The organism is Pseudomonas citri, assembly GCF_025336485.1.
GTDB classification, from domain to species: domain Bacteria; phylum Pseudomonadota; class Gammaproteobacteria; order Pseudomonadales; family Pseudomonadaceae; genus Aquipseudomonas; species Aquipseudomonas citri.
In genome coordinates, this window is sequence record NZ_JAODAB010000006.1 from 293,845 (window position 1) to 317,901 (window position 24,057).

A 24,057-nucleotide genomic window follows, 5' to 3' on the forward strand; every position below is an offset into this window, starting at 1 on the left:
GATGGTTTGGTCACCCTCGCGCTGCAGCTCCTCCAGTAACGCCATCTGCCCCGATCCTGTCACGGCTTGATCGGGGATTTTTTTGCCTGTGAATCAGGTTTCAATAGGGTGTTTGACGGGCCGCTATCGCGAGCAGGCTTGCGCTGAGCGAGGACGCGCTCTAACGCTGCAACACCAGAATCCGCGACAACAACTCATCCCGATCCACATAGCATCCCTGGAAATGCCGCGCCCCGGTGCCCGGGTCGAAGGCGTTGCGGGCGTGGAGGGTGCGGCGGTTGTCGAAGCACCAGAGCTGGCCGGGTTCGAGGCGTTGCGTCAGGCAAAACTGTGGCTCGCGGGTCAATGCGATGAATCGTCGGTAGGCGTGATAAAGCTTCGGCATCTGTTCGACCGAGGTGTCGAATGGTCCGCGCAAAAAATTCGCCATGCGGATTTCCGAGACCTGCCCCACGGCATCCAGGGCGATGATCGGCGCCAGGCAGCGGTAATCGCTGTGGCGGTCCTTGTTGCGAAACTCCACCGGAATCTGGCACAGCGCGGCGAACGCCTCCGGGTCCTCCTGGCGCAGCGCCTGGGCGATGGCGAAACCGTCGACAAAAATGCTCTCGCCGCCGTCGGCGTCATTCACCAGGCAATGCAAGAACTGCAAGCCCGGCTGCAATTCCCGGGTCGGCAGGTCGCTGTGCAGCGGCAGGTTGAACGCGGTGTAGGCGTTGCTGTCGGCATCGGCCTTGGATTGCACATTGAACAGCACGCCGAAATTGCTCTCACGGATGAAGGAAATACGCTGGGCGATCTGTTTCAGCGAACCCGGTTCGGTGGGGACGCCGCGCACTTGGGTCAGGCCGATGTCGCGTACAGCCAGCAGCCATTGCAGCAGCGTGTCGGCGTCTTCCATCAGCGCCGGGTAGTCGAACACCGGCAGTTGCAAATCGTGCCGCCATAAATGGCGTTTGGGTTTGTTCGCCAGGCGTTCGGCCCTGGAGATGTCGTCGTAGGCATGAGCGCGCAACCAGCCCGGGTCGAAACGGCTGCGGTGGCCGTCCTGCCAATCCACGCACAGGCAGCCTTCGCCATCGATGCGGGTGGCGCTGGGTGTCAGGTCTTCGGGGACGTCGACGATCTCCAGCACCTGTTCGCGGGTCACGCTGTAGACGCATTGCGGGCAGGGGCAGTTGTCCCGTAGCCATTGATGATGAAACGGGCTGATACGGCCGTCGGCCCAAATGACCTGCACCCGGTCGGCCAAGGAAGTTGCACCGGCTAACGCGCAGATCAGCGGATACGGGCGGAAGTCGGCAAAAGCGGCAGCGGTGTGCATGGCTATCTCCTGTGCAAGGCTTATCGGGCGGGTGGCAAGGCGATGACCCGGCCGACATAGGCCGGGGCTGGCAGGTCGGATTGCGCTTCGAGCAGGGCGCCGAGTTCGCCCAGTGTCCGTTCGGTGAAGGGCGCCGCGCGCGGGCCGGCCAGGTCGACGTGCAGCAGCATTTGCTCGTTGCCCGCCAACTCCTTGTCCCCGCCGGCCAGGTGCAGGCTGTGGTAGAGGTGCAGGCGTTTCTGGTCATGGCCGATGATCTGCGTACGTACTTCCACGTCGGCGCCGAGCTTCACTTCGTGCAGGTAATTGAGGTGCAGTTCCAGGGTGAATAGCGAATGACCGCTGGCTTCGCGGTCCTGGCTATCCAGGCCGAGCCGGTCCATCAGCGCGTCGGTGGCGTAGCTGAAGATCAGCAGGTAGAAGGCATCGCGCAGGTGGCCGTTGTAGTCGACCCATTCGGGATGGATGCGGGTCTGGTAGGTGGTAAGGGTGGGCATCGTGGAACTCCACAGAGAGTCGCGGGTGTACACAATTTTTGGCGAGAGAGCTTGCTCCCTCGCCACATCGGCCGGTGTTTATTCGGTAAAGGCCATCCCATGCTTGGCCTTGGTGCTCTTTACCGCCTCCAGCACTGCCAACAGGCAATCGTCGCGGTAGCGCTCCAGGGCTGGAATGCTGTGATGACCCAGTTGCGCACTCGTGCCGTCCACCACATCGTCGATCAGTTTTTCGGTCAGTTCTGGTGCCGGCAGGTAGGTCCACGGCAACTGCAACGCCGGGCCGAACTGGGCCATGAAGTGACGCATCCCGGCGTCGCCGCCGGCCAGGGTGTACGTCAGGAACGTGCCCATGAACGACCAGCGCAACCCGGCGCCGAAACGGATGGCGTCGTCGATTTCCCCGGTGGTCGCCACGCCGTCGTTGACCAGGTGCAGCGCCTCGCGCCACAGCGCTTCGAGCAGGCGGTCGGCGATGAAGCCGGGCACTTCCTTGCGCACGTGCAGCGGGCGCATGCCGAGGGATTCGTACACCTGCATCGCCGCCTGCACGGCGTCGGGCGCGGTGTTTTTACCGCCGACCACTTCTACCAGCGGTAACAGGTAAACCGGGTTGAACGGGTGCCCGACCACGCAGCGTTCCGGGTGAGTGGCGCTTTCGTAGAACTCGCTGGGCAGCAGCCCCGAGGTGCTGGAACCGATCAACGCGTTCGGCTTGGCGGCGGCGCTGATCTGGCTGTGCAGTTGGAGTTTAAGCTCCAGGCGCTCGGGGGCGCTTTCCTGGATGAAATCGGCGTCGCGCACGCACTCCTCGACGGTCGCGACAAAGCGCAGCCGGTCCTGGGAAGCACCCGGTGCCAGGCCTTGCTTTTCCAAGGCGCCCCAGGCATTGGCGACGCGCTTGCGCAGTGCCGCCTCGGCGCCCGGCGCCGGGTCCCAGGCGACGACGTCCAGGCCATGGGCCAGGGCGCGGCTGACCCAGCCGCTGCCGATCACGCCGCTGCCCAGGGCGGCGAAAGTCTTGATGTCGGTGATAAAGCTCATGGTGGTTTCCTGAAAAAATAGTTCGGTGATCGTCTCCTGTGGAAGCAAGGTCTGTGGGAGCAAGGCTTGCCCGCGATGGCGGCAGTGGATTCAACAGGGATGTTGACTGACATACCGTTATCGCGGGCAAGCCTTGCTCCCACAGGCCTTGCTCTCAACAGGTCTTGCTCTTACAAGCAATGTTCCTACGTCGCTCAACCGCGCTGGGTCAGCCCCATCTTCTTGCGGCCTTCAGCCGGCGTGAGCACGCGCGCGCCGAGGCGGCTGAGGATCTCGCCGGCGCGCTCCACCAGTTGGCCGTTGGTGGCGAGTACGCCTTTGTCCAGCCACAGGTTGTCTTCCAACCCGACTCGCACGTTGCCCCCCAGCAGCACGGCCTGGGCCGCCATTGGCATTTGCATGCGGCCGATGCCGAAGCCGGCCCACACCGCGTCCGTCGGCAGGTTGTCGACCATGGCCTTCATGGTGGTGGTGTCGGCTGGCGCGCCCCACGGGATGCCCAGGCAGAGCTGGAACAGCGGGTTGTCCAGCAGGCCTTCCTTGATCATTTGCTTGGCGAACCACAGGTGGCCGGTGTCGAAGATTTCCAGCTCGGCCTTGACCCCCAGCTCAGTGATGCGCCTGGCGCCGGCTCGCAGTTGTGCCGGCGTGGAGACGTAAATGGTGTCGCCGTCGCCGAAGTTCAGGGTGCCGCAATCCAGGGTGCAGATTTCCGGCAACAACTCTTCGACGTGGGCCAGGCGGGTCAGGGGGCCCACCAGGTCGGTGTTGGGGCCGAACTCCATTGGCCGTTCGCCCGCACCGATCTCCAGGTCGCCGCCCATGCCGGCGGTGAGGTTGACGATGATGTCCACGTCCGCCTCTCGGATGCGTTCCATCACTTCGCGGTACAACGCCACGTCGCGGCTGAATTTGCCGGTCTGCGGGTCGCGGACGTGGCAGTGGACCACCGTGGCGCCGGCCTTGGCGGCCTCGACGGCGGCTGCGGCGATCTGTTTCGGGGTGACCGGCACGTGGGGGCTCTTGGCGGTCGTGTCGCCAGCACCGGTGAGTGCGCAGGTGATGATGACGTCGTGGTTCATGGTGCGGTTTCCTTCAGGCGTAGTGAGTCACTGCGCAGCCAGTTGGGTGCTGCGCAGAGGAATAACGTTCGATCAGTTACTGGTCAGTTTCAGATTTTCGGCGGCCGGCTTGCCGTCGAAGGTGGTCACGCCTTCGAGCCAGCGCTGCTTGTCCTGTGGATGGTCCTTGAGCCATTGCCGCGCCGATTCGAGCGGATCCTTGTGATCGAGCAGCGGCTGCATCATCCGGCTCTCGTCTTCAGCGCTGAAGGTCAGGTTGCTCAGCAGGCGGCTGACGTTCGGGCATTGTTCGGCATAGCTCGGCGCCGTAACGGTCCATACCGTGGCCATGCCTTCGTTCGGGCCGAGGGCGTCTTCGCTGCCGGTGAGGTAGGTCATCTGCACGTTGACGTTCATCGGGTGCGGCGCCCAGCCGAAGAACACCACGGCTTCCTTGCGTCGCACCGCGCGGTCTACCGCGGCGAGCATGCCGGCTTCGCTGGACTCCACCAGTTGGAATTTGCCCAGGCCGAACTGGTTCTTGGCGATCATTGCCTTGATCTGGGTGTTCGCGCCGGAGCCGGGTTCGATGCCATAGATCTTGCCGCCCAGTTCTTTTTCGAATTTGGCGATGTCGGCGAAGGTCTTCAGGCCCTTGTCGGCGAGGTAAGTCGGCACTGCCAGGGTGGCGCGGGCGTCCTTCAGGCTGGGTTGCTCCAGTACCTTGACCTGCTTGGCCTCGACGAACGGCGTGATGGTCTGGGTCATCAGCGGGTTCCAGTAGCCCAGGAACATGTCCAGGTGCTGATCGCGGATACCGGCGAAGATGATTTGCTGGGAGGCACTGGTCTGTTTGGTCTGATAGCCGAGGCCGTCGAGCATCACTTGGGTCAGGGCGCTGGTGGCGATGACGTCGGTCCAGTTGACCACCCCAAGGCGTACGTCCTTGCACGCGGCGGGCTCGGCGGCCATGGCGGCCGGGCTCAGGAGTTGGGTGGCGCTGAGTGCAAGAACGCAGTAACTGATCAATCGTTTCATGGCGTGGGTCCTCGGCAGCTTATTGTTATGGGTTCCGGTGTCTGCGCGCCGGTGATGCCAAGTTACGCAGCCAGGCCCTGGGCAAAACGCCCTGCGGCGACGTGCTCTTGCACTGCGGCGACTCTTGTACGGTTGTTGCAACTGGCGTATCAAGGTCCGCACGCTGCCCCGTCAACCGAGTGTGCCCCATGTCCCAGGATTTCTACTTCTTGTTGATGCCGGGTTTTTCGGCCATCGGTTTCATTTCGGCCATCGAGCCGTTGCGGGTCGCCAACCGTTTTCGCGGCGAGCTGTACCGCTGGCACGTGTTGAGCAGCGATGGCGGGGCGGTGCTGGCGAGCAATGGCATGTCGGTCAACGCCGATGCGGCGCTGGAGCCGTTGAGGAAAGGGGCGACCTTGTGGGTGGTGGCTGGGTTCGAGCCGTTGAAGTTCGTGACGCCGGCCCTGGAGCGCTGGCTGCACCGCCTGGACAGCGAAGGCGTGATTCTCGGCGGGATCGACACCGGCAGCGTGGTCCTGGCCGAGGCGGGGCTGTTGGAGGGCCACCGCGTGACCCTGCATTGGGAAGCGATCGAGGCGTTCAAGGAGTCTTATCCACAGCTGGGGGTGACCCAGGAGCTGTTTGAAATCGACCGTCGACGCATTACTTGCGCCGGCGGCACCGCATCCATCGACCTGATGCTTGACCTGATCGGCCAGGCCCATGGTCCGGAGCTGGCGATCCAGGTCAGCGAACAGTTCGTGCTCAGCCGCATCCGTCCGCGCAAGGACCACCAGCGGATGGAGATCGCCAGCCGCTACGGCATTCGCAACAAGAAACTGGTGCACGTCATCGGCGAGATGGAGGCCCACAGCGAGCCACCGTTGAGCACCCTTGAACTGGCCGAGTCCATCGGCGTCACCCGTCGCCAGCTCGAGCGCCTGTTCCGCCTGCACCTGAACGACACCCCGAGCAATTTCTACCTGCGCCTGCGCCTGGAAAAGGCCCGGCAACTGCTGCGCCAGACCGACCTGAGCGTGCTGGAAGTGAGCATCGCCTGCGGGTTCGAATCACCGTCGTACTTCACCCGCAGTTATCGGGCGCGATTCGAGCGGTGCCCTCGGGAGGATCGGCGGCGCCAGGGGGATGGGCGGGAGCTGGTTTGACAGGCTTTTATACTCAATTATGCTCGCGACTATAAATTATACCTGTTGCAATAATTGAGTATAAAACCATGCCGATTGGTTGAAGGGGGATCGGTTTATTTCTTCACCAGCGCCGCACACGCTGCCTTATAGGCCTCATGCTGATACTTGTTCAGCGTCGCCGGCAGGGCGAAGTCGTGTTTCTTGCTCTGCGCGTTGATGGTCTGTGGCGACAACAACGTCACCTCACACCCTTCCAGCAACTGGAACACCCCTTCGATCTTGAATGTGGTCGGTCCACCCGCGAATTCACCTTTCTTACTGCGCTTCTTGATGGCGATGCGTTCGATGCCGTTTTCGGCGACGAATGCCCGTACCCGGGCCGCGAAGGCCTTGACGTTGGTGGCTTCGTCATCGTCGTCCAGGGCAATTTTCCGGGTGTTCAGCGCGACGTGGCTCAATGCCTGTTGATCTAGCGAGGCCACGGCGATGATCGCTTCGCTGCCTTTGATTTCGATGCCGCAGATAATCATGTGAGCCCTTGGGTTGAAGGTCTGGCGTTGCAGTGTATCCCGCCCGGGCGAGCGCGTGGTTCAGTTCATGCCCTGACGCAGATCCAGCATGATTTTATCGAAAGAGTCGACCCGGATAACGCCGAAGCGTGGGTATTCGAAGTCCAGGATCACATACAACACACAGACCATGACTGCCGCGTAGCCCAGGCTGTGCAGCCAGTTGCGCCGCTGTGTCCCGGCCATGCCGTAGCCGATCAGCAGGGCGCTGATCAGGGTCATGGTCAGCAGCATCAAGTAGATGGCCAAAGGTGGATGGGTCTCTTGGGCGACGGTGCGGGTGGTGGTGATGTCGATCATTTCGTTTTGCGCCTGCAACACCGGGGTGCCCAGGGTTGGGGTGGGCATCTGCTGGAGGGCGGCGACGGTGCGTTTCCAGATGGTTTGCTGCAAGTCATTGGCCCGGTCATAGGCGGCTTCGTCGAATGCGTCCTCTCGCAGGTTGCGGTAGTACTCAATGCGGGCGTCGACATAATCCCTGAAGACCTGGCGCAGAGCCGGTTGCTCGCTGGCCGGCAGCAGGTCCAGGCGCAACCAGGCCGTGCCCATGGCGTTGGTTTCAGCGACGATCAGCGCGCGCCGCTGGTCCAGGCGCGAGGCCGCACCGGAGAAGGTAAAGGCAATCAACAGCGCCAACAGGCCGAACACCGCCCCTTCGATGGCACCGATGCCCTGGCGGGCACCGTCAGGGTCCAGGGCCAGATGGCGGTTACCGACACGCCGCCCGGCCTCGATGCCCAGCACGATGGCGATGAAGATGGCTAACCCGTAGAAGGGCAGGGCGGTAAGCGAGAGCATACGAAAATCTCCTGATCGTCGTGTGTGACTCGTCTGTACGGCCGGGCTCGGACGGGTATGCAGCCAGTGTAGGAGGTGTTGCGGATTATTCCTGTCCCAACTGATCGAATGGCGACCGGTGTTTACTACAGTTCCAACTGATCAGCATGAATGCCAAAGGCTGCGGCAATTTTCTCGCGGGTTGCCCGCCGGGGTTTGGTCACTGATTCCTGCTGGGCAAATGCTGGCTGGGAAATGCCCAAGCGCCGGGCCACCTCGTCCTGAGTCAGGCCCAGGTGCTCGCGCCAGGCGCGGATGGGCGTGGCGCCGTCGACGATTCGGCTAACGACTTCATGGGGAATCAGATCAGGGTGCAGTTTATGTTGCGCCACGTATTGGGCATAAGGAATGACCACAAATGCCGGGTGCCCATCTGCGTCATTGATGATCTGGATATCAGTAGGTGCGTTCATCGCGTTTCTTGACCTCTTGAATGCTGACGATCTTGATCGCCCCGTCCTAATCGAACATGACTCGATAGCTGCCTACCCGAAGACGATAGGCGTAGTCATGGCCGACAAGCGCTTTGACGTTCATCGCATCGGGCATCTGGGCGAGCGCCGTAACGGCGTCCCGAACCTGAGCCTGATGGGCAGAATGCAACTTCAGAAGCTGCTTAACGGCTTTTCGGGTCCAGTGGATAGTGTTCATGGAAGAATATAAGTCTTTTATAAGATTTGCGAATCCTGACTTATATCCGTCCCAAGGCCAACGCGTGAAAAGTGTCTGGATATTTGCCCGCGGGTTGCCCTCACTCCTGCCCGATCGACTCCAAGAACTCCGACCGATCGTCGCTTACCTGGGCCATGCAGTCGTTTTCGGCGATTTTGTAGGCTTCGCTACCGGGTTTGGCCGGGAAGGCGGCGATGGCGCAGTCGGCGTCGCGTTGTTTTTGCCAGAGTTGCTGGGCGGCCTTGATCTTGTTGGTGATGTCAGCGAGTTGGGCCTTGTCGCTGGCGTAGCGGGTTTGCAGGCGTTCGTTGAGGCTTTGCAGGTTTTCGCTCAGCAATTGTTCGGCGGCAGTCTTGCCGTAGGCCGAGCAGGCCAGGGTCTGGACGTCGTTTTCCACCGCGTCGCAAGGGTTTTGTTCGGTGTCTTCAGTCGCGTGGGCGACGGTGCTGATCAGTGCCAAAGCCAGGAAAATAGATTTCATCGCGTTGCCGCTCAAGTCCAGGGAAAACCAGTGATGCGGCGGATTCTGGCGCAAGCGTCGGGTAAAGAACAGACGGGCAGGGTGGGCCTGTCGTAGCCCTTTGTCGCGGATTGACGCTTTCGGCAATTCCCCTGTCGTTTTTGCACCGGGTCGCCACGGCCCTCCGGCATATGCTGGCCCCAAAGCGCCGGCACACGATTCGGCGCATGAATCGCTGACAAAAGGGGACTGCCTGATGAGCCCAGCCGAATTGCACGCCGACAGCATCGTTATCGACGGTCTGATCATTGCCAAATGGAACCGCGACCTGTTCGAAGACATGCGCAAGGGTGGCCTGACTGCCGCCAACTGCACCGTGTCGGTGTGGGAGGGCTTCCAGGCCACGATCAACAACATCGCCGCCAGCCAGAAACTGATCCGCGAGAACAGCGACCTGGTGATCCCGGTGAAAACCACCGCCGACATCCTCCTCGCCAAGAAGCAGGGCAAGACCGGCATCATCTTCGGCTTCCAGAATGCCCACGCCTTCGAAGATCAGCTCGGCTACGTCGAGATCTTCAAGCAGCTTGGCGTCGGTGTGGTGCAGATGTGCTACAACACCCAGAACCTGGTGGGCACCGGTTGCTACGAGCGTGACGGCGGCCTGTCGGGTTTCGGTCGCGAAATCGTCGCCGAGATGAACCGCGTCGGCATCATGTGCGACCTGTCCCATGTCGGCTCCAAGACCTCCGAAGAAGTCATCCTCGAATCGAAGAAGCCGGTGTGCTACTCCCACTGCCTGCCTTCCGGTCTGAAAGAGCACCCGCGCAACAAGTCCGATGAAGAATTGAAATTCATCGCCGACCACGGCGGTTTCGTCGGTGTGACCATGTTCGCGCCGTTCCTGGCCAAGGGCATCGACTCGACCATCGACGACTACGCCGAAGCCATCGAATACACCATGAACATCGTCGGCGAAGACGCCATCGGCATCGGCACCGACTTCACCCAGGGTCATGACCAGGCATTCTTCGAAATGCTGACCCACGACAAGGGCTACGCCCGTCGCCTGACCAACTTCGGCAAGATCATCAACCCGCTGGGCATCCGCACCGTGGGCGAGTTCCCGAACCTCACCGAGACGCTGCTCAAGCGCGGCCATTCCGAGCGGGTGGTGCGCAAGATCATGGGCGAAAACTGGGTCAATGTCCTCAAGGACGTCTGGGGCGAGTGAATACCTCTGGAGCCTACTCCGCTCGCCGATAGCTGCGTCAGGTCCTCGCGCCAAGCTCGCCGTACATGCGTACTGTCTCGCTTGTCGCTCCGGTCCTTCCTTGCTCTCGACGTGCTCGCTACGGCTCCAAAGGCATTCACGCAGTTTTTTTATAAGAGCAAAAGCAAACGCTTCGCTCAGTAATGATCACGAATTTCCGGAGTCAAGTTTTCATGGCCAAAATCGCCCCCCAACTGCCTATCGAAGTCGACAGCGAAACCGGTGTCTGGACCTCCGACGCCCTGCCGATGCTGTACGTACCGCGTCACTTCTTCGTCAACAACCACATGGGCATCGAGGAAGTGCTGGGCGCCGAGGCCTACGCCGAGATCCTCTACAAGGCCGGCTACAAATCGGCCTGGCACTGGTGTGAAAAAGAAGCCGAATGCCATGGCCTGGAAGGTGTCGCGGTGTTCGAGCACTACATGAAGCGTCTGTCGCAGCGTGGCTGGGGCCTGTTCAAGATCCAGGACATCGACCTGGACAAAGGCACCTGCAGCGTCAAGCTCGAGCACTCGGCATTCGTCTATGTGTACGGCAAGGTCGGGCGTAAGGTCGACTATATGTTCACCGGCTGGTTCGCGGGTGCCATGGATCAGATCCTCGCCGCCCGCGGCAGTTCGATCCGCACCGTGGCCGAACAGGTCTATGGTGGCTCCGAAGAAGGCCACGACGACGGCCTCTTCATCACCAAGCCGTTGTAAGTCGAGGATTGCGCCATGGCTTTTGAAGCAATGTTCCAGCCGATCCAGATCGGCAAACTGACCATCCGCAACCGCGTGCTCAGCACCGCCCACGCCGAGGTCTATGCCACTGACGGCGGGATGACCACCGACCGGTACGTGAAGTATTACGAAGAGAAGGCCAAGGGCGGTATCGGCCTGGCGATCTGCGGCGGTTCGTCGGTGGTGGCCATCGACAGCCCGCAGGAATGGTGGAGCTCGGTGAACCTGTCCACCGACCGCATCATCCCGCACTTCCAGAACCTGGCCGATGCCATGCACAAGCATGGCGCCAAGATCATGATCCAGATTACCCACATGGGTCGTCGCTCGCGCTGGGACGGTTTCAACTGGCCGACCCTGATGTCGCCGTCCGGCATCCGTGAACCGGTACACCGCGCCACCTGCAAGACCATCGAGCCGGAAGAAATCTGGCGGGTGATCGGTAACTACGCCCAGGCGGCGCGTCGTGCCAAGGCCGGTGGCCTGGACGGCGTCGAGCTGTCGGCCGTGCACCAGCACATGATCGACCAGTTCTGGAGCCCGCGGGTCAACAAGCGTACCGACGAATGGGGCGGCACCTTCGAAGGCCGCATGAAATTCGGCCTGGAAGTGCTCAAGGCCGTGCGCGCCGAAGTGGGCGACGACTTCTGCGTGGGCATGCGCATCTGCGGTGACGAGTTCCACCCGGACGGCCTGTCCCATGAAGACATGAAGCAAATCGCCAAGTACTACGACGACACCGGGATGTTGGATTTCATCGGCGTGGTGGGTTCGGGTTGCGACACCCACAACACCCTGGCCAACGTTATCCCGAACATGAGTTATCCACCGGAGCCGTTCCTGCACCTGGCCGCCGGTATCAAGGAAGTGGTCAAGGTTCCGGTACTGCACGCGCAGAACATCAAGGACCCGAACCAGGCCACGCGGATCCTGGAGGGCGGTTACGTCGACATGGTCGGCATGACCCGCGCCCACATCGCCGACCCGCACCTGATCGCCAAGATCAAGATGGGCCAGGTCGACCAGATCAAGCAGTGCGTCGGCGCCAACTACTGCATCGACCGTCAGTACCAGGGTCTGGACGTGTTGTGCATCCAGAACGCCGCGACCTCCCGTGAATACATGGGCGTGCCGCACATCATCGAAAAATCCACCGGGCCGAAACGCAAGGTGGTGGTGGTCGGTGCCGGTCCTGCGGGTATGGAAGCCGCTCGCGTGGCCGCCGAACGTGGCCACGACGTGACCCTGTTCGAGAAGAAGGAATTCATCGGCGGGCAGATCACCACGGCGGCGAAAGCCCCGCAGCGCGACCAGATCGCCGGTATCACCCGCTGGTTCCAACTGGAACTGGCACGCCTGAAAGTCGACCTGCGCCTGGGTGTGGCGGCGGACGCGGCGACCATCATGGACCTGCGTCCAGACGTGGTTGTGCTGGCGGTCGGCGGGCATCCGTACCTGGAGCAGAACGAACACTGGGGCGCCGCCGAAGGGCTGGTGGTCAGCAGCTGGGACGTGCTCGACGGCAAGGTTGCACCGGGCAAGAACGTGCTGGTCTACGACACCATCTGCGAGTTCACCGGCATGTCGGTGGCCGACTTCCTCGCGGACAAGGGCAGCCAGGTCGAGATCGTCACCGACGACATCAAGCCGGGCGTGGCCATCGGCGGGACCTCGTTCCCGACGTACTACCGCAGCATGTACCCGAAAGAAGTGATCATGACCGGGGACATGATGCTGGAGAAGGTCTACCGCGAAGGCGACAAGCTGGTGGCGGTGCTGGAGAACGAATACACCGGCGCCAAGGAAGAACGCGTGGTGGACCAGGTGGTGGTAGAGAACGGCGTGCGTCCGGACGAAGAAATCTACTACGCGCTCAAGGAAGGTTCGCGCAACAAGGGCCAGATCGACGTCGAAGCCCTGTTCGCGATCAAGCCGCAGCCATGCCTGGAACAGAGCGGCGACGGCTACCTGCTGTTCCGCATCGGCGACTGCGTGGCCCAGCGTAATACACACGCCGCCATCTATGACGCCCTGCGGTTGTGCAAGGATTTCTAACGGCTTGTGGATAACCCTGTGGGAGCAAGGCTTGCCCGCGATAGCAGCGATACGGAGCATCTGACTGACCGAGTCGATCCCATCGCGGGCAAGCCTCGCTCCCACAGGAATCGAGCAAGACATCCAGGTTTCTGTGCCTGCAAGACCTGAGGTCTTTGGGAGCTTCACCATGTTGAACACCCTTCTTCCCATCCTGCTGTTCGCAGCCCTGGGCCTGGCGGCCCTCGGTGCCTTGCGGCGGGTGAACATGTGGCGCCGGGGGCGACCCTCCAAGGTCAACCTGATCGGCGGTCTCTTCGCCATGCCCAAGCGCTACATGGTGGATTTGCACCATGTGGTGGCGCGGGACAAATACATCGCCAACACCCACGTCGCCACGGCCGGCGGTGCGGTGGCGTCCATTGTGCTGGCGATCCTGGTGCATGGTTTCGGCCTGCATAACCGTTTCCTCGGCTACGCGTTGCTGCTGATGTCGGCGGTGATGTTCGTCGGTGCGATCTTCGTCTACCTGCGTCGGCGCAACCCGCCTTCGCGGCTGTCGAAAGGCCCGTGGATGCGCCTGCCGAAAAGCCTGCTGGCGTTCTCGGCGTCGTTCTTCCTGGTGACCTTGCCGGTGGCCGGTATCCTGCCGGAAAACTTTGGTGGCTGGCTGGTGGTGGCCATCCTCGGTGTGGGCGTGCTGTGGGGTGTGTCGGAGTTGTTCTTCGGCATGACCTGGGGCGGGCCGATGAAACACGCCTTCGCCGGGGCCCTGCACCTGGCGTGGCACCGTCGTGCCGAGCGCTTTGGCGGTGGCCGCTCCACGGGCCTCAAGCCGCTGGACCTGAATGACCCTGCCGCACCGCTGGGCGTGGAAAAGCCCAAGGATTTCACCTGGAACCAACTGCTCGGCTTCGACGCCTGCGTGCAGTGCGGCAAGTGTGAAGCCGCCTGTCCGGCCTTTGCCGCCGGCCAGCCGCTGAACCCGAAAAAGCTGATCCAGGACATGGTCGTCGGCCTGGCCGGCGGCACTGATGCGAAATTTGCCGGTAGCCCTTACCCAGGCAAGCCTGTGGGCGAACACGGCGGCAATCCGCACCAGCCGATCGTCAACGGCCTGGTGGACGCCGAGACCCTGTGGTCCTGCACCACCTGCCGGGCCTGCGTCGAGGAATGCCCGATGATGATCGAGCACGTCGATGCCATCGTCGACATGCGTCGCCACCTGACCCTGGAAAAAGGCGCCACCCCGAACAAGGGCGCCGAGGTCTTGGAAAATCTCATCGCCACCGACAACCCTGGCGGTTTTGCCCCCGGCGGACGGATGAACTGGGCGGCGGACCTGAACCTGAGCCTGCTCAGCGAGAAGAAATCCACCGACGTGCTGTTCTGGGTCGGCGACGGCGCCTTCGACATGCGCAACCAGCGCACGCTGCGTGCGTTCGTCAAAGTGCTCAAGGCGGCGAAGATCGATTTTGCCGTGCTCGGCCTCGAAGAGCGCGACAGCGGCGACGTGGCCCGGCGCCTGGGCGACGAGGCAACGTTCCAACTGTTGGCCAAACGCAACATCCAGACCCTGGCCAAGTATCGCTTCAACCGCATCGTTACCTGTGACCCTCACAGCTTCCATGTGCTGAAGAACGAATATGGCGCCTTCGATGGCAACTACCTGGTGCAGCACCACAGCACCTACCTGGCGGAAATCATCGACGCCGGTGCGTTGAACCTCGGCCAGCACAAGGGCGACAGCGTGACCTATCACGACCCGTGCTACCTGGGCCGCTACAACGGCGAATACGAGGCGCCGCGCCAGGTGCTGCGTGCGCTGGGTATCGAGGTCAAGGAGATGCAGCGTTCCGGTTTCCGTTCGCGTTGCTGCGGCGGTGGCGGCGGTGCGCCGATCACCGACATCCCGGGCAAGCAGCGTATTCCTGACATGCGCATGGAAGACATCCGCGAGACCGGTGCCGAGCTGGTGGCCGTGGGTTGTCCACAGTGCACGGCGATGCTCGAAGGCGTGGTCGAACCACGGCCGATGATCAAGGACATTGCCGAGTTGGTGGCCGACGCGTTGCTGGAAGACGCGGCCCCGAGCAAAGCGGCCTCGGCCAAACGTGAACCTGCGGAGGTGCATTAATGAGCGACATCGTCCGCCGCGACCCTCGCGCCGAGTGGATCGCCCGTAACCGCCTGCATCCGCTGCACGCGGCCATGCAACCGGTGCAGCACAGCTGGATGGGCCCTAACGGGATCATCCGCAAGAATGTCCACGGCGTAGGTTTCATTGGCCCCAACGGCATCAAGCGGATCGACCGCAGCGGTGCCCAGCAGGGCGGTACGACCAAGCGCACCGCCGCCGCTGAAGTGCAACTGCCGTTGCATTCGGTGCCGCAACCCAAGTTCTACATCAGCGTGGTGCCGGACATGGTCGGTGGCCGCTTGAGCAGCCACGACCGCGACTTGCTCGGCCTGGCCCATCAGCTGGCTGGCACGGACGGTGCGGTGCTGGCGGTGGTCTTCGGCGAGCACAAGGAAAGCGCTTTCGCCACAGCGGGCGTCGACCGTCTGTTGGTGCTCGAAGGCGAGGAATTCAGCGGTTATGCACCGGAACAACGGGTCCAGGGCCTGCGGGCTGTGGATAACCAGTTCAGCCCACGTCATTGGTTGCTGCCTGACAGCCGCAGCGGTGGTGGCGAACTGGGCCGGCGTTTTGCCGCGGCCTTGGGCGAACGCCCGGCCACGCGGGTCTGGCAGGTCAAGGGCGAAGAGTGTATCGGTCGCGCCGGTGCGGGCCTGCAAGACTTGGCACGGCCGTTGGCGCGCCTGATCCTGGCGGCGGCCGAATGCGCCGAGCCGGTCAGCGAAACCCGTCACGAAGCCTTGCCGGTGGAGTTATCCACAAGCGTGGCGCGCAGCCTGTCGCGGATCGAAGACCTCGGCGCGGTGGCAGTCGACCCGGGGGCGATCCCGATGGCCGAAGCCGAGTTCATTTTCTCCGGTGGCAACGGCGTCAAGGACTGGGAGCTGTTCCACAAGACCGCCGCGGCCCTGGGCGCCACCGAAGGCGCCTCGCGGGTGGCGGTGGACGACGGCTTCATGTCGCGCGATCGCCAGGTCGGTGCGTCCGGCACCTGGGTCACGGCGCGGGTCTACGTGGCGGTCGGGATTTCCGGGGCGATCCAGCACCTGCAAGGCATCGGTGCCTGCGACAAGGTGGTGGCGATCAACCTCGATGCGGGCTGCGACATGATCAAGCGGGCGGACCTGTCGGTGATCGGCGACGGCTCGGCGATTCTCCAGGCCTTGATCGCGGCGGTAGAGGCTTACCGCAACGAAGCCAAGCGCGATGCGGCTTAAGCGAAGGATTCAACCATGAGTACTCAAGTGATCAGCCTGGTGTCCATCGGCGCCCACCCGACTTCCGGTCGGCCCCGGCGCGCCGAGCAGGACGCCCGGGCGGTGGAGCTGGGCCTGCAACTGGCCGGCAAGGACCTGCAAGTGTTGCACGCCGGCGATGTGGCCGAGCCGGCCCTGCGCGCCTACCTGGGCATGGGCCTGGACGAACTCCACGTGCTGGAAAACCCCATGGGCGCCGACGCATTGCCGGCCTTGACCGATTACCTGCGCGACGCGGGCCCCCAAGTGGTGCTCACCGGCAGCCAGGCGGAAACCGGCGAAGGCTCGGGCATGCTGCCGTTCCTGCTGGCGGAAAAACTCGGCTGGCCGCTGGTGGTGGGATTGGCGCAGGTCGAATCCATCAACGATGGTGCGGCCCTGGTGCTGCAAGCCTTGCCTCGCGGCCAACGGCGTCGCCTCAAGGTGCGCCTGCCGTTCCTCGCCACTGTGGATAACGCTGCGCCGAAGCCTCGGCAAAGCGCCTATGGCCCGGCTCGGCGTGGTGTCTTGCACGCCGAAGAGGTGGAGGTGATCGACGATGCCCTGCTGGCGGTGGCCACCCTGCAACCGGCCAAGCCACGGCCCAAGCGTTTGAAAGTGATCAAGGCCAAGAGCGGCGCCGACCGCATGAAAGCCGCCACGGCCAAGGCCAGCGGCGGAGGCGGGCAAGTGCTCAAGGGGCTCAGCCCGCAAGCGGGTGCCGAGGCGATTCTCAAGTTGCTGGTCGAGGAAGGGGTGGTTCGCTGATCCCGGCGATCAACGCGATCCCCTGTGGGAATGGGCCTTTGTAGGAGCGAGCAAGCTCGCTCCTACAAAGGTTTCAGGTACACCCAGACGCATCAAGCCCTTGTAGCCTTCGCTCAAGAGACAACCCATCCGACCTGCCGCAACATCTGGCGATAAAAGCGCTGGCCTGACGCGTTGTTATGCCTCGAACCTGGCGTTAAAAAGGTCGCCCGATAGACAATGGAGTCACCTCGATGGAAGTTGAATTTCGTTCAGCTTTGCCCACGGATACGCGTGATATCGCCCGCCTGTTCCAAATCTCCTCGGAAGGTGCGTCGGATTACATCTGGAGCCAACTGGCCGAGCCTGGCCAGGATCTCCTCGACGTGGGCGCTGCACGTTATGCCCGGGATAATGTCGATTTCTCCTACCAGAACTGCCTGATCGCAGAGGCCGATGGGCAGGTCATCGGCATGATGCACAGCTACGTGATGCGTCACGACCCCGAGGCGGAGCCCGTGACCGACCCGATCCTGGCTCCCTATGCCGACATGGAAGTGCCCGACACGCTCTACATTTCCAGCCTGGCCCTGCACGAGGGCTGGCGGAACAAGGGGTTGGGCGTGCGTTTTCTCGAACGGGCCCAGCAGCGTGCCGAGCAATTGGCGCTCAACGGCCTGAGCCTGATCGACTACGCCGCGAACACCGGTGCCCGACGCTTTTACGAGCGCCACGGCTTCGCCATCGTCAAGACCTGCCAGGTCGTCCCGCATCCGCTGATCCGGGTGACAGGAGAGGCGTACCTCATGCATCGGCCTTGAACGTCAGGAAACGGCTCTGATGCCCTGAGATGAAATCCTTGGGGCGCGGGTTTACCCACAATCGCTGTGCGCGCCTCTGTGGATAACCTGTTCGCCCCTCGCCACACTCCCCGCCAATCAAGCCCTCCAGGCTTGCGATCAAAAACTGATCAACCTAACTCGCTGTTTTTAGGGACTTTTACCGGTGCATAAACGCGGACACGGGGGGCTACTTGCCCCCAATCTCTGTTGGCGCCTTTGTGGATAAGATGTTCGCTCTCCGCTGCAAGCCTTATGCATCGTGCGTTTCAGACAATTGATCAGTAAATGATCAATTCAGGTTTTTCCGCCGCAAGGATCCTGCAATCCCAGGTTTATCCAGGCATTGCGGCGGTTTTCCACAGAGCCGTCCAAATTACCCCCAAACACTGTTGGCGTTTCTGTGGATAAGATGTTTGTTTTCCCTTGGAAGCCAGGCCAGGCGGGGCTTTCCATGAATTGATCAAAAAACAACCAATCCTCTGCGCCGACCGCACTTGTTAATAAGTCGCGGTTTTTTTCTGATTTTTTTGGCCCAGCGAGACGCCCCATAAGCGCAGTTGTCCCCATTTGCTGTGGGCGGTCATGTGGATAACTTGTTCGTCAAACGCTGCGACCCGCGCCGGCTATAGTTCGAAACGCGATTGATCAAATTTCATACAGTTCTAAGGAGCTACCTTGACGAGGGACTGTCGTGTGTCTTCACTCATGGCACAAGGACACCGCGAATGTATCCACATCTGGTTCAGGGAGAACGCATGATGGATAGCCAGGGCCCCAAGGCCTACCCCACTTCTCTTGTAATAGGCCCTGTGATAGGCGTCCCGACGCCCCCTGTTTCGTTGCCCCGGCGCACTCACCGTCGTGCCGTCAACCAGCGTGCGCGTCTATAGCCCGCTGTAAGACCTGATTCCCCTAGTAAACCGCTGACTGCCGCTCGCCTCTGTACCGGAGAGTGGCCAGGCGTTCGTGCGCCTGACTTGCAGGCAACCGCAGAGTTGCCCATCTGCCTTGAGAGGACTTGGACATGACACGGATCTCGACCCCCATCAGTGAAATCAAGGAACACTACGACGTGATCGTCATCGGTTCCGGCTACGGCGGCGGTATTGCCGCTTCGCGCCTGTCCCGGGCCGGGCGCAAGGTGTGCCTGCTGGAACGTGGCCGGGAGATGCAGCCCGGCGAATACCCCAACACCATGCTGGCCGCCACCGAGGAGTTGCAGGTGCATGACCCGGACGGTCACATCGGTTCGCGTACCGGGCTGTTTGACCTGCACGTCAACGCCCAGCAGAACGTGGTGGTCGGTTGTGGCCTGGGTGGTACGTCGTTGATCAACGCCAATGTGTCGCTGGAGCCGGAGCCGGGCGTGTTCGAGGATCCGCGCTGGCCACAAGCGGTGCGCGAACACCGCGACACGCTGCTCAAGGACGGTTACGCGCGGGCCCGGGAGATGCTCAAGCCCAACCCGTATCCGGCTTCGCAGCCGAACCTGCCCAAGCTCGATGCCCACAAGAAATCCGCCGATTACCTCAAGCAGAGCGCGCATTTTTACAAGCCGCCGATCAACGTGACCTTCGACAAGTTGCCCAATAACCTCAACCACGTCGGCGTCGAGCAACTGCCTTGCAACGGCTGTGGCGATTGCGTCTCGGGCTGTAACAACAAAGCCAAGAACACCACGCTGATGAATTACCTGCCGGATGCCTGGAACCATGGCGCGGAGATTTTCTGCCAGGCCGAGGTGCGGCACCTGGAACGCGACGGCAATGGCTGGATCGTCCACTTCCAGTACCTGGACAGCGGTCGCGAGCTGTTTTCGGCGCCGACGCTGTTCGTGCGGGCCGACATCGTGGTCGTCTCCGCCGGTACCCTGGGCACCACCGAGATCATGTTGCGTTCCCGCGACAAGGGCCTGTCGATGTCCAGCCAACTGGGCGAGCACATGAGCGGCAACGGCGACATCCTCGGGTTCGGCCACAACTGCGACCAGGTCATCAACGGCATTGGCTTCGGTGCCCATTCGGCCAAGGAGCTGGAGGCGGTAGGGCCGTGCATCACCTCGATCATCGACATGCGCACCGAGGGCGACTGGCGCAGCCGCATGGTTATCGAAGAAGGCTCCATCCCCGGTGCCCTCGGCCGCCCCATGGTGCCGAGCATGGCGGCATTCGCCGAAATGATCGGCGTGCCCACCGACACCGGTTTCGGCGCCGGGGTCAAGTACAAGGCCCGGGAGGCCGAGAGCTTCCTGCGCGGCCCGTACCACGGCGCGCTGCACAACATGCAGACCTACCTGATCATGAGCCATGACGACGCCAAGGGGCGCATGGTGCTCGACAATAAGGACCAGTTGCGCATCGACTGGCCGGGTGTGGGCGAACAGGAAAACGTCACCCTTGGCAACGAGCGCCTGCACCAGAGCACCAAGGCCCTGGGCGGGATCTGGGTCGAGAACCCGATCTGGACCAAGCTGCTCAAGCACAGCATCGTTTCGGTCCATCCGCTGGGCGGTTGCGTGATGGGCGAAGACGCGGGCCAAGGCGTGGTCAACCACAAGGGCCAAGTGTTCAGCGGTACCAGCGGCACCGATGTGCATCCGGGCCTGTACGTGGCGGACGGCGCGGTGATCCCCACGTCCCTGGCGGTCAACCCGCTGTTGACCATCTCGGCGGTGAGCGAGCGCAACATGGGCCTGCTGGCGGCTGACCGGGGCTGGATCATCGACTACACGTTGCCTTCCGCACCGCGTAAACCGGTGGCGGCGCCGACCCTCGGCGTGCAGTTCACCGAAACCATGAAAGGCTACTTTTCCACCGCCTTCACCCAGCCCCAGGGCACCGACCTGACGGTCTACGAAACGGCGGCCAAGCGCGGCAAGGCAGACAACTCGCCCATCGAGTTCACGCTGACCATCACCGCCGCCGACCTCAACCGCCTGATCAAGGAACCGGAACACGCCGCGACCCTGGTGGGCACCCTCGACGCGCCGATGCTTTCGCCCAAGCCCCTGGTGGCCAGCAATGGCGTGTTCAACCTGTTCGAGCAGTACCAGGAACAGGTCGATGTGCGGCACATGAACTACGACATGAAGCTGACCGCCGAAGACGGCACGGACTATTACTTCAGCGCGTTCAAGACCGTGCCCGAGGACAACGGCGTGCTGAATGTCTGGCACGACACCAGCACCTTGTACGTCACGCTCTATCACGGGCCGGACAAGAGCGGTGCGGTGCTCGGCTCAGGCGTGATGCATATCCAGCCGGCCGACTTCGCCAAGCAGATGACCACCATGAAGGTGCTCAACGCCCGCAACGAGCGCGAACGGGTGGAGGCATTGGCGCGGTTCGGCAAGTTCTTTGCCGGGATCTTGTGGGAAAGCTACGGCGGGGTGTTTGCCGGCGATGTGTATTTCAACCCCGATGCGCCGCCCCGGTTGAAACGGCCACTGGATGCGCCGGCGCCGGTCGTGCATTTCTTCCAGACCGAGGACAACGTCCAACTGCGCCTGACCCGCTACCAGGCGGGCAATAAAGGCCCGGTGATGCTGGTCCATGGCCTGGGCGTGGGTTCGAACATCTTCTCCACCGACACCATCCACACCAACCTGCTGGAGTACCTGTGCAAGCACGATTACGACGTCTGGCTGCTGGACTTGCGGGTGAGCATCCTGTTGCCCGCCAGCAAGCGCGAGTGGAACGGTGACCAGGTAGCCCAGTACGACTTCAAGGCGGCCATCGAGCAGATCCAGCAGGCGACGCTGGCCCGTGACGTGCAATGCGTGGTGCATTGCTACGGCGCGACGACGTTCTTCATGTCGCTGCTGGCCGGGTTGCAAGGGGTGCGTTCGGTGGTCTGCTCGCAGATCGCCGCCGATACGGTGGTTGCCACCGCCACGGGCCTGAAGGCCGGCCTGCACCTGCCGGGGATGCTCGACGCCATCGGCATCAAGTCGCTGACCGCCTACGCCGACACCAAGGAAAACTGGTTCAACAAGCTCTACGACAAGGCCCTCAATGGCTATGCCCGGATCGAGGCCCAGGGCTACTGCACCAACCCGGTCTGCCACCGCATCACCTTCATGTACGCCTCGCTGTACCGCCACGACACCCTCAACGAAACCCTGCACGACAACCTGCATGAACTGTTCGGCGAGTCGAACATGCACACCTTCGAGCATCTGGCGCTGATCGTGCGCAAGGGGCATCTGGTGGACTTCAAGGGCAACGACGTCTACATGCCGCATTTCGACCGGCTGAAGTTGCCGATCTGCTTCATCAGCGGCGCCGAGAACCAGTGCTACCTGCCGCAAAGCACCCTCAAGACCTACGAGCGACTGTGCGACATGCATGGCCCGCAGTTGTTCAGCCGCCATGAAATACCGGGCTACGGCCACATCGACTGCATCTTTGGCAAGAATGCGGCGGTGGATGTGTATCCGATCATCCTTGAACACCTGGAGAAGACGGCGCTGGGTTGATTAGCGCCGAACCCGTGGCGAGGGAGCAAGCTCCCTCGCCACGACGGCGTCGCTCTGGGGCAAGAATAAGGAAAAGGATGCTTATGAATACTTACATCCGCTGGTTCCAACGCATCATCTGGGTCGGGATTGTCATGAACATGGTCTTTGCGATCCCGGCGCTGTTCGCGCCGGCGTTGCTGACGTCCATGCTCGGCCTGCCACCCGTGTTGTCCAATCCCTGGCTCGAAAACACCGGCATGTTGCTGGTGGGCATCAGCCTGTTCTACATGCCCTCGGGGTTCAACGCGCCGCGTTTCGTGGTCAATTCCTGGTTGTGCGTGCTGTCCCGACTGGTGGCGGTGGTGTTCTGGATCTACCTGATCAATACCAATAACCAGGGCCAGTTGTTCGAGCCGATGCTGCTGGGCGACCTGACCATGTTCGTGCTGCTGGGCATCCTGTTGTACCTGGGCAGCCCAGCGGAGAATCGCCCGGTGGCCTTGCTCTGTGCCGGTTGTCGAGCGTGGCGCGAAGCGTGGGCGCGGCATTGGCAGAGCCGCGGTTTCCGGCTCGGTACGCTGGTGGTGGTGTTGCTGCTGGGGTTCATCGGCTACCAGACCTGGTACCAGATGATCAGGGAGGTGCCGCAACCGGACTTCGCTTCCGATGAAGACCATTACAAGTACGCTGCCATTGGCCTGGGCATCGAGGCGCGGATCCCGTACTACCTGTTCGCCGTGCTGCCGCAGATGTGCCCGGAAAAACTGCCCAAGCCGGGCGGCTACGAGGTGTTCGGCTTCCTTTATGAGAACGGCAAAGACCTGCCCATCGGCATGGCCAAGCGGCAGCTCGGCTACCCGACCGTGGAGCCCAATTGTGCCCTGTGCCATACCGGCTCCTACCGGGCCAACGCCACGGACGTCGCGATCCCGGTCGCCTCGGCGCCGGCCAATACTTTACAGCTGCAAGCCTTCCAGTGGTTCGCCTACGATTGCGCCAGCGATCCGAAATTCACCCCCGACGCGGTGATGGCCGCGATCAATAGCAAGTTCCAGCTCGGTTTTTTCGAAAAGCTCTACAACCGTTACCTGATCATCCCGATGGCCAAGAGCGCGCTGCTCAAGCAGAAACAGGCCTATGCCTGGCAGAAACTGCGGCCAGCCCAGGGCCCCGGGCGGACCGACACCTTCAACCCGACCAAAATGGTGGTGTTCGGCTTCCCGGATGATTCCACCATCGGCACCGTGGATCTGCCGCAGGTCTGGAACCAGAAACCCCGCGAGTCGATGTACCTGCACTGGGACGGCAATAACAATAAGATCCATGAGCGTAACTACGCCGCGGCCATGGCCGTGGGTGCGACGCCGCAGTCGGTGTTGCCGCCGAGTTTCAACCGGGTGACCAACTGGCTGCTGGGGCACAAGGCGCCGGCCTGGCCGTTTGCACTGGATCAGGCGAAAGTCGCCCAGGGCAAGCCGATCTGGGAGAAGAACTGCGCCGGTTGCCATGATTTCGGGCGCACCGACACCGGCCAGGTCACCACCAACATCGACCAGTTGGGCACCGACCCCCATCGGCTGGATTCCTTCACCACCGGCCTGGTGACGGCGTTCCACGGCTTCAAGAAACCGCCGTTCGACTTTGGCGCCTACCGCAAGACCCAGAGCTACAGCAACACCCCCACCGACGGCATCTGGCTGCGTGCGCCGTACCTGCACAACGGTTCGGTGCCGACCCTGTGGGATCTGTTGCAACCGCCTGAGTTGCGCCCGCAAGTGTTCTATACCGGCTCGGATATCTACGACCAGGAGAAAGTCGGCTTCGTCACCCGTGGCGCGCAGATGAAGGCCTCGGCGGACTTCAAATACGACACCCGCCTGGAGGGCAACCACAACGGTGGCCACCTGTATGGCACACAGCTGTCGGATGTCGATAAACGGGCCCTGATCGAATTCATGAAAACCCTGTGA

Annotated in this window: 20 protein-coding genes and 1 pseudogene; 10 read left to right on the plus strand and 11 right to left on the minus strand. The window is 62.2% G+C overall.

Annotated elements, in window-relative coordinates:
- Nucleotides 1-160 precede the first annotated feature (160 nt).
- The 5 genes from N4Q37_RS10315 to choX all read right to left on the minus strand — a co-directional run bounded on the left by N4Q37_RS10315 (nt 161) and on the right by choX (nt 4,964).
- Entirely contained in the window at nt 161-1,324 is a 1,164-nt protein-coding gene (locus N4Q37_RS10315; protein WP_260957594.1) for a gamma-butyrobetaine dioxygenase, read from the minus strand.
- A gap of 20 nt (nt 1,325-1,344) precedes the next feature.
- Nucleotides 1,345-1,821: a thioesterase family protein gene (locus tag N4Q37_RS10320; RefSeq protein WP_260957595.1), complete on the minus strand. Its 477-nt coding sequence runs from the start codon at nt 1,819-1,821 to the stop codon at nt 1,345-1,347.
- Between the two features lie 78 nt (nt 1,822-1,899).
- Nucleotides 1,900-2,865, minus strand: a complete 966-nt coding sequence (locus tag N4Q37_RS10325) for an L-carnitine dehydrogenase (protein ID WP_260957597.1) — start codon at nt 2,863-2,865, stop codon at nt 1,900-1,902.
- A 194-nt stretch (nt 2,866-3,059) separates the two neighbouring features.
- Nucleotides 3,060-3,947, minus strand: a complete 888-nt coding sequence (locus N4Q37_RS10330) for a BKACE family enzyme (RefSeq protein ID WP_260957599.1) — start codon at nt 3,945-3,947, stop codon at nt 3,060-3,062.
- A 72-nt stretch (nt 3,948-4,019) separates the two neighbouring features.
- Nucleotides 4,020-4,964: a choline ABC transporter substrate-binding protein gene (choX, locus tag N4Q37_RS10335; protein WP_260957600.1), complete on the minus strand. Its 945-nt coding sequence runs from the start codon at nt 4,962-4,964 to the stop codon at nt 4,020-4,022.
- Between the two features lie 188 nt (nt 4,965-5,152).
- Here choX and N4Q37_RS10340 point away from each other — a divergent pair, with 188 nt between their 5' ends.
- A complete protein-coding gene (locus N4Q37_RS10340) occupies nt 5,153-6,112 on the plus strand; it encodes a GlxA family transcriptional regulator (RefSeq protein ID WP_260957601.1) in 960 nt (319 codons plus the stop codon).
- Nucleotides 6,113-6,207: 95 nt separating this feature from the next.
- Here N4Q37_RS10340 and N4Q37_RS10345 read toward each other — a convergent pair whose 3' ends face one another.
- The 5 genes and pseudogenes from N4Q37_RS10345 to N4Q37_RS10365 form a co-directional block, all read right to left on the minus strand.
- A complete protein-coding gene (locus N4Q37_RS10345) occupies nt 6,208-6,624 on the minus strand; it encodes a DUF3010 family protein (RefSeq protein ID WP_260957602.1) in 417 nt (138 codons plus the stop codon).
- A 60-nt stretch (nt 6,625-6,684) separates the two neighbouring features.
- Nucleotides 6,685-7,461, minus strand: coding sequence for a bestrophin-like domain (locus tag N4Q37_RS10350; RefSeq protein WP_260957604.1), 777 nt, complete (start codon nt 7,459-7,461; stop codon nt 6,685-6,687).
- A 125-nt stretch (nt 7,462-7,586) separates the two neighbouring features.
- Nucleotides 7,587-7,913 (minus strand): helix-turn-helix domain-containing protein, encoded by a 327-nt coding sequence (locus tag N4Q37_RS10355; RefSeq protein ID WP_260957606.1) that lies wholly within the window; start codon nt 7,911-7,913, stop codon nt 7,587-7,589.
- Nucleotides 7,897-8,151 (minus strand): annotated as a pseudogene (locus N4Q37_RS10360) (type II toxin-antitoxin system RelE family toxin). Before N4Q37_RS10360 ends, N4Q37_RS10355 begins: the two are co-directional and overlap by 17 nt.
- 100 nt (nt 8,152-8,251) lie before the next feature.
- Complete coding sequence (locus tag N4Q37_RS10365) at nt 8,252-8,653, minus strand: lysozyme inhibitor LprI family protein (RefSeq protein WP_260957685.1); 402 nt, start codon at nt 8,651-8,653, stop codon at nt 8,252-8,254.
- Nucleotides 8,654-8,888: 235 nt separating this feature from the next.
- Here N4Q37_RS10365 and N4Q37_RS10370 point away from each other — a divergent pair, with 235 nt between their 5' ends.
- The 7 genes from N4Q37_RS10370 to N4Q37_RS10400 all read left to right on the plus strand — a co-directional run bounded on the left by N4Q37_RS10370 (nt 8,889) and on the right by N4Q37_RS10400 (nt 17,607).
- Nucleotides 8,889-9,866: a dipeptidase gene (locus N4Q37_RS10370; RefSeq protein WP_260957607.1), complete on the plus strand. Its 978-nt coding sequence runs from the start codon at nt 8,889-8,891 to the stop codon at nt 9,864-9,866.
- A 212-nt stretch (nt 9,867-10,078) separates the two neighbouring features.
- Nucleotides 10,079-10,609 carry a DUF5943 domain-containing protein gene (locus tag N4Q37_RS10375; RefSeq protein WP_260957609.1) on the plus strand — a complete coding sequence of 177 codons (531 nt, stop codon included), beginning with the start codon at nt 10,079-10,081 and terminating at the stop codon, nt 10,607-10,609.
- 15 nt (nt 10,610-10,624) lie between these two features.
- A complete protein-coding gene (dgcA, locus tag N4Q37_RS10380; RefSeq protein ID WP_260957611.1) occupies nt 10,625-12,685 on the plus strand; it encodes a dimethylglycine demethylation protein DgcA in 2,061 nt (686 codons plus the stop codon).
- A gap of 169 nt (nt 12,686-12,854) precedes the next feature.
- Nucleotides 12,855-14,801, plus strand: a complete 1,947-nt coding sequence (gene dgcB, locus N4Q37_RS10385; protein ID WP_260957613.1) for a dimethylglycine demethylation protein DgcB — start codon at nt 12,855-12,857, stop codon at nt 14,799-14,801.
- Nucleotides 14,801-16,021 (plus strand): electron transfer flavoprotein subunit alpha, encoded by a 1,221-nt coding sequence (etfA, locus tag N4Q37_RS10390; protein ID WP_260957615.1) that lies wholly within the window; start codon nt 14,801-14,803, stop codon nt 16,019-16,021. Before dgcB ends, etfA begins: the two co-directional genes overlap by 1 nt.
- Nucleotides 16,022-16,036: 15 nt before the next feature.
- The gene (gene etfB, locus N4Q37_RS10395) at nt 16,037-16,807 is read left to right on the plus strand and encodes an electron transfer flavoprotein subunit beta (protein ID WP_260957617.1); all 771 of its coding nucleotides are present in this window, start codon (nt 16,037-16,039) and stop codon (nt 16,805-16,807) included.
- A gap of 233 nt (nt 16,808-17,040) precedes the next feature.
- On the plus strand, nt 17,041-17,607 hold the full coding sequence (locus N4Q37_RS10400) for a GNAT family N-acetyltransferase (RefSeq protein ID WP_260957619.1): 567 nt from the start codon (nt 17,041-17,043) through the stop codon (nt 17,605-17,607).
- A 315-nt stretch (nt 17,608-17,922) separates the two neighbouring features.
- Here the strand turns inward: N4Q37_RS10400 and N4Q37_RS10405 are convergent, their stop codons facing one another.
- The gene (locus tag N4Q37_RS10405; protein WP_260957620.1) at nt 17,923-18,177 is read right to left on the minus strand and encodes a hypothetical protein; all 255 of its coding nucleotides are present in this window, start codon (nt 18,175-18,177) and stop codon (nt 17,923-17,925) included.
- 475 nt (nt 18,178-18,652) lie between these two features.
- Here N4Q37_RS10405 and N4Q37_RS10410 point away from each other — a divergent pair, with 475 nt between their 5' ends.
- Nucleotides 18,653-22,105 (plus strand): alpha/beta fold hydrolase, encoded by a 3,453-nt coding sequence (locus N4Q37_RS10410; protein WP_260957622.1) that lies wholly within the window; start codon nt 18,653-18,655, stop codon nt 22,103-22,105.
- Nucleotides 22,106-22,188: 83 nt separating this feature from the next.
- Nucleotides 22,189-24,057 carry a c-type cytochrome gene (locus tag N4Q37_RS10415; RefSeq protein ID WP_260957623.1) on the plus strand — a complete coding sequence of 623 codons (1,869 nt, stop codon included), beginning with the start codon at nt 22,189-22,191 and terminating at the stop codon, nt 24,055-24,057.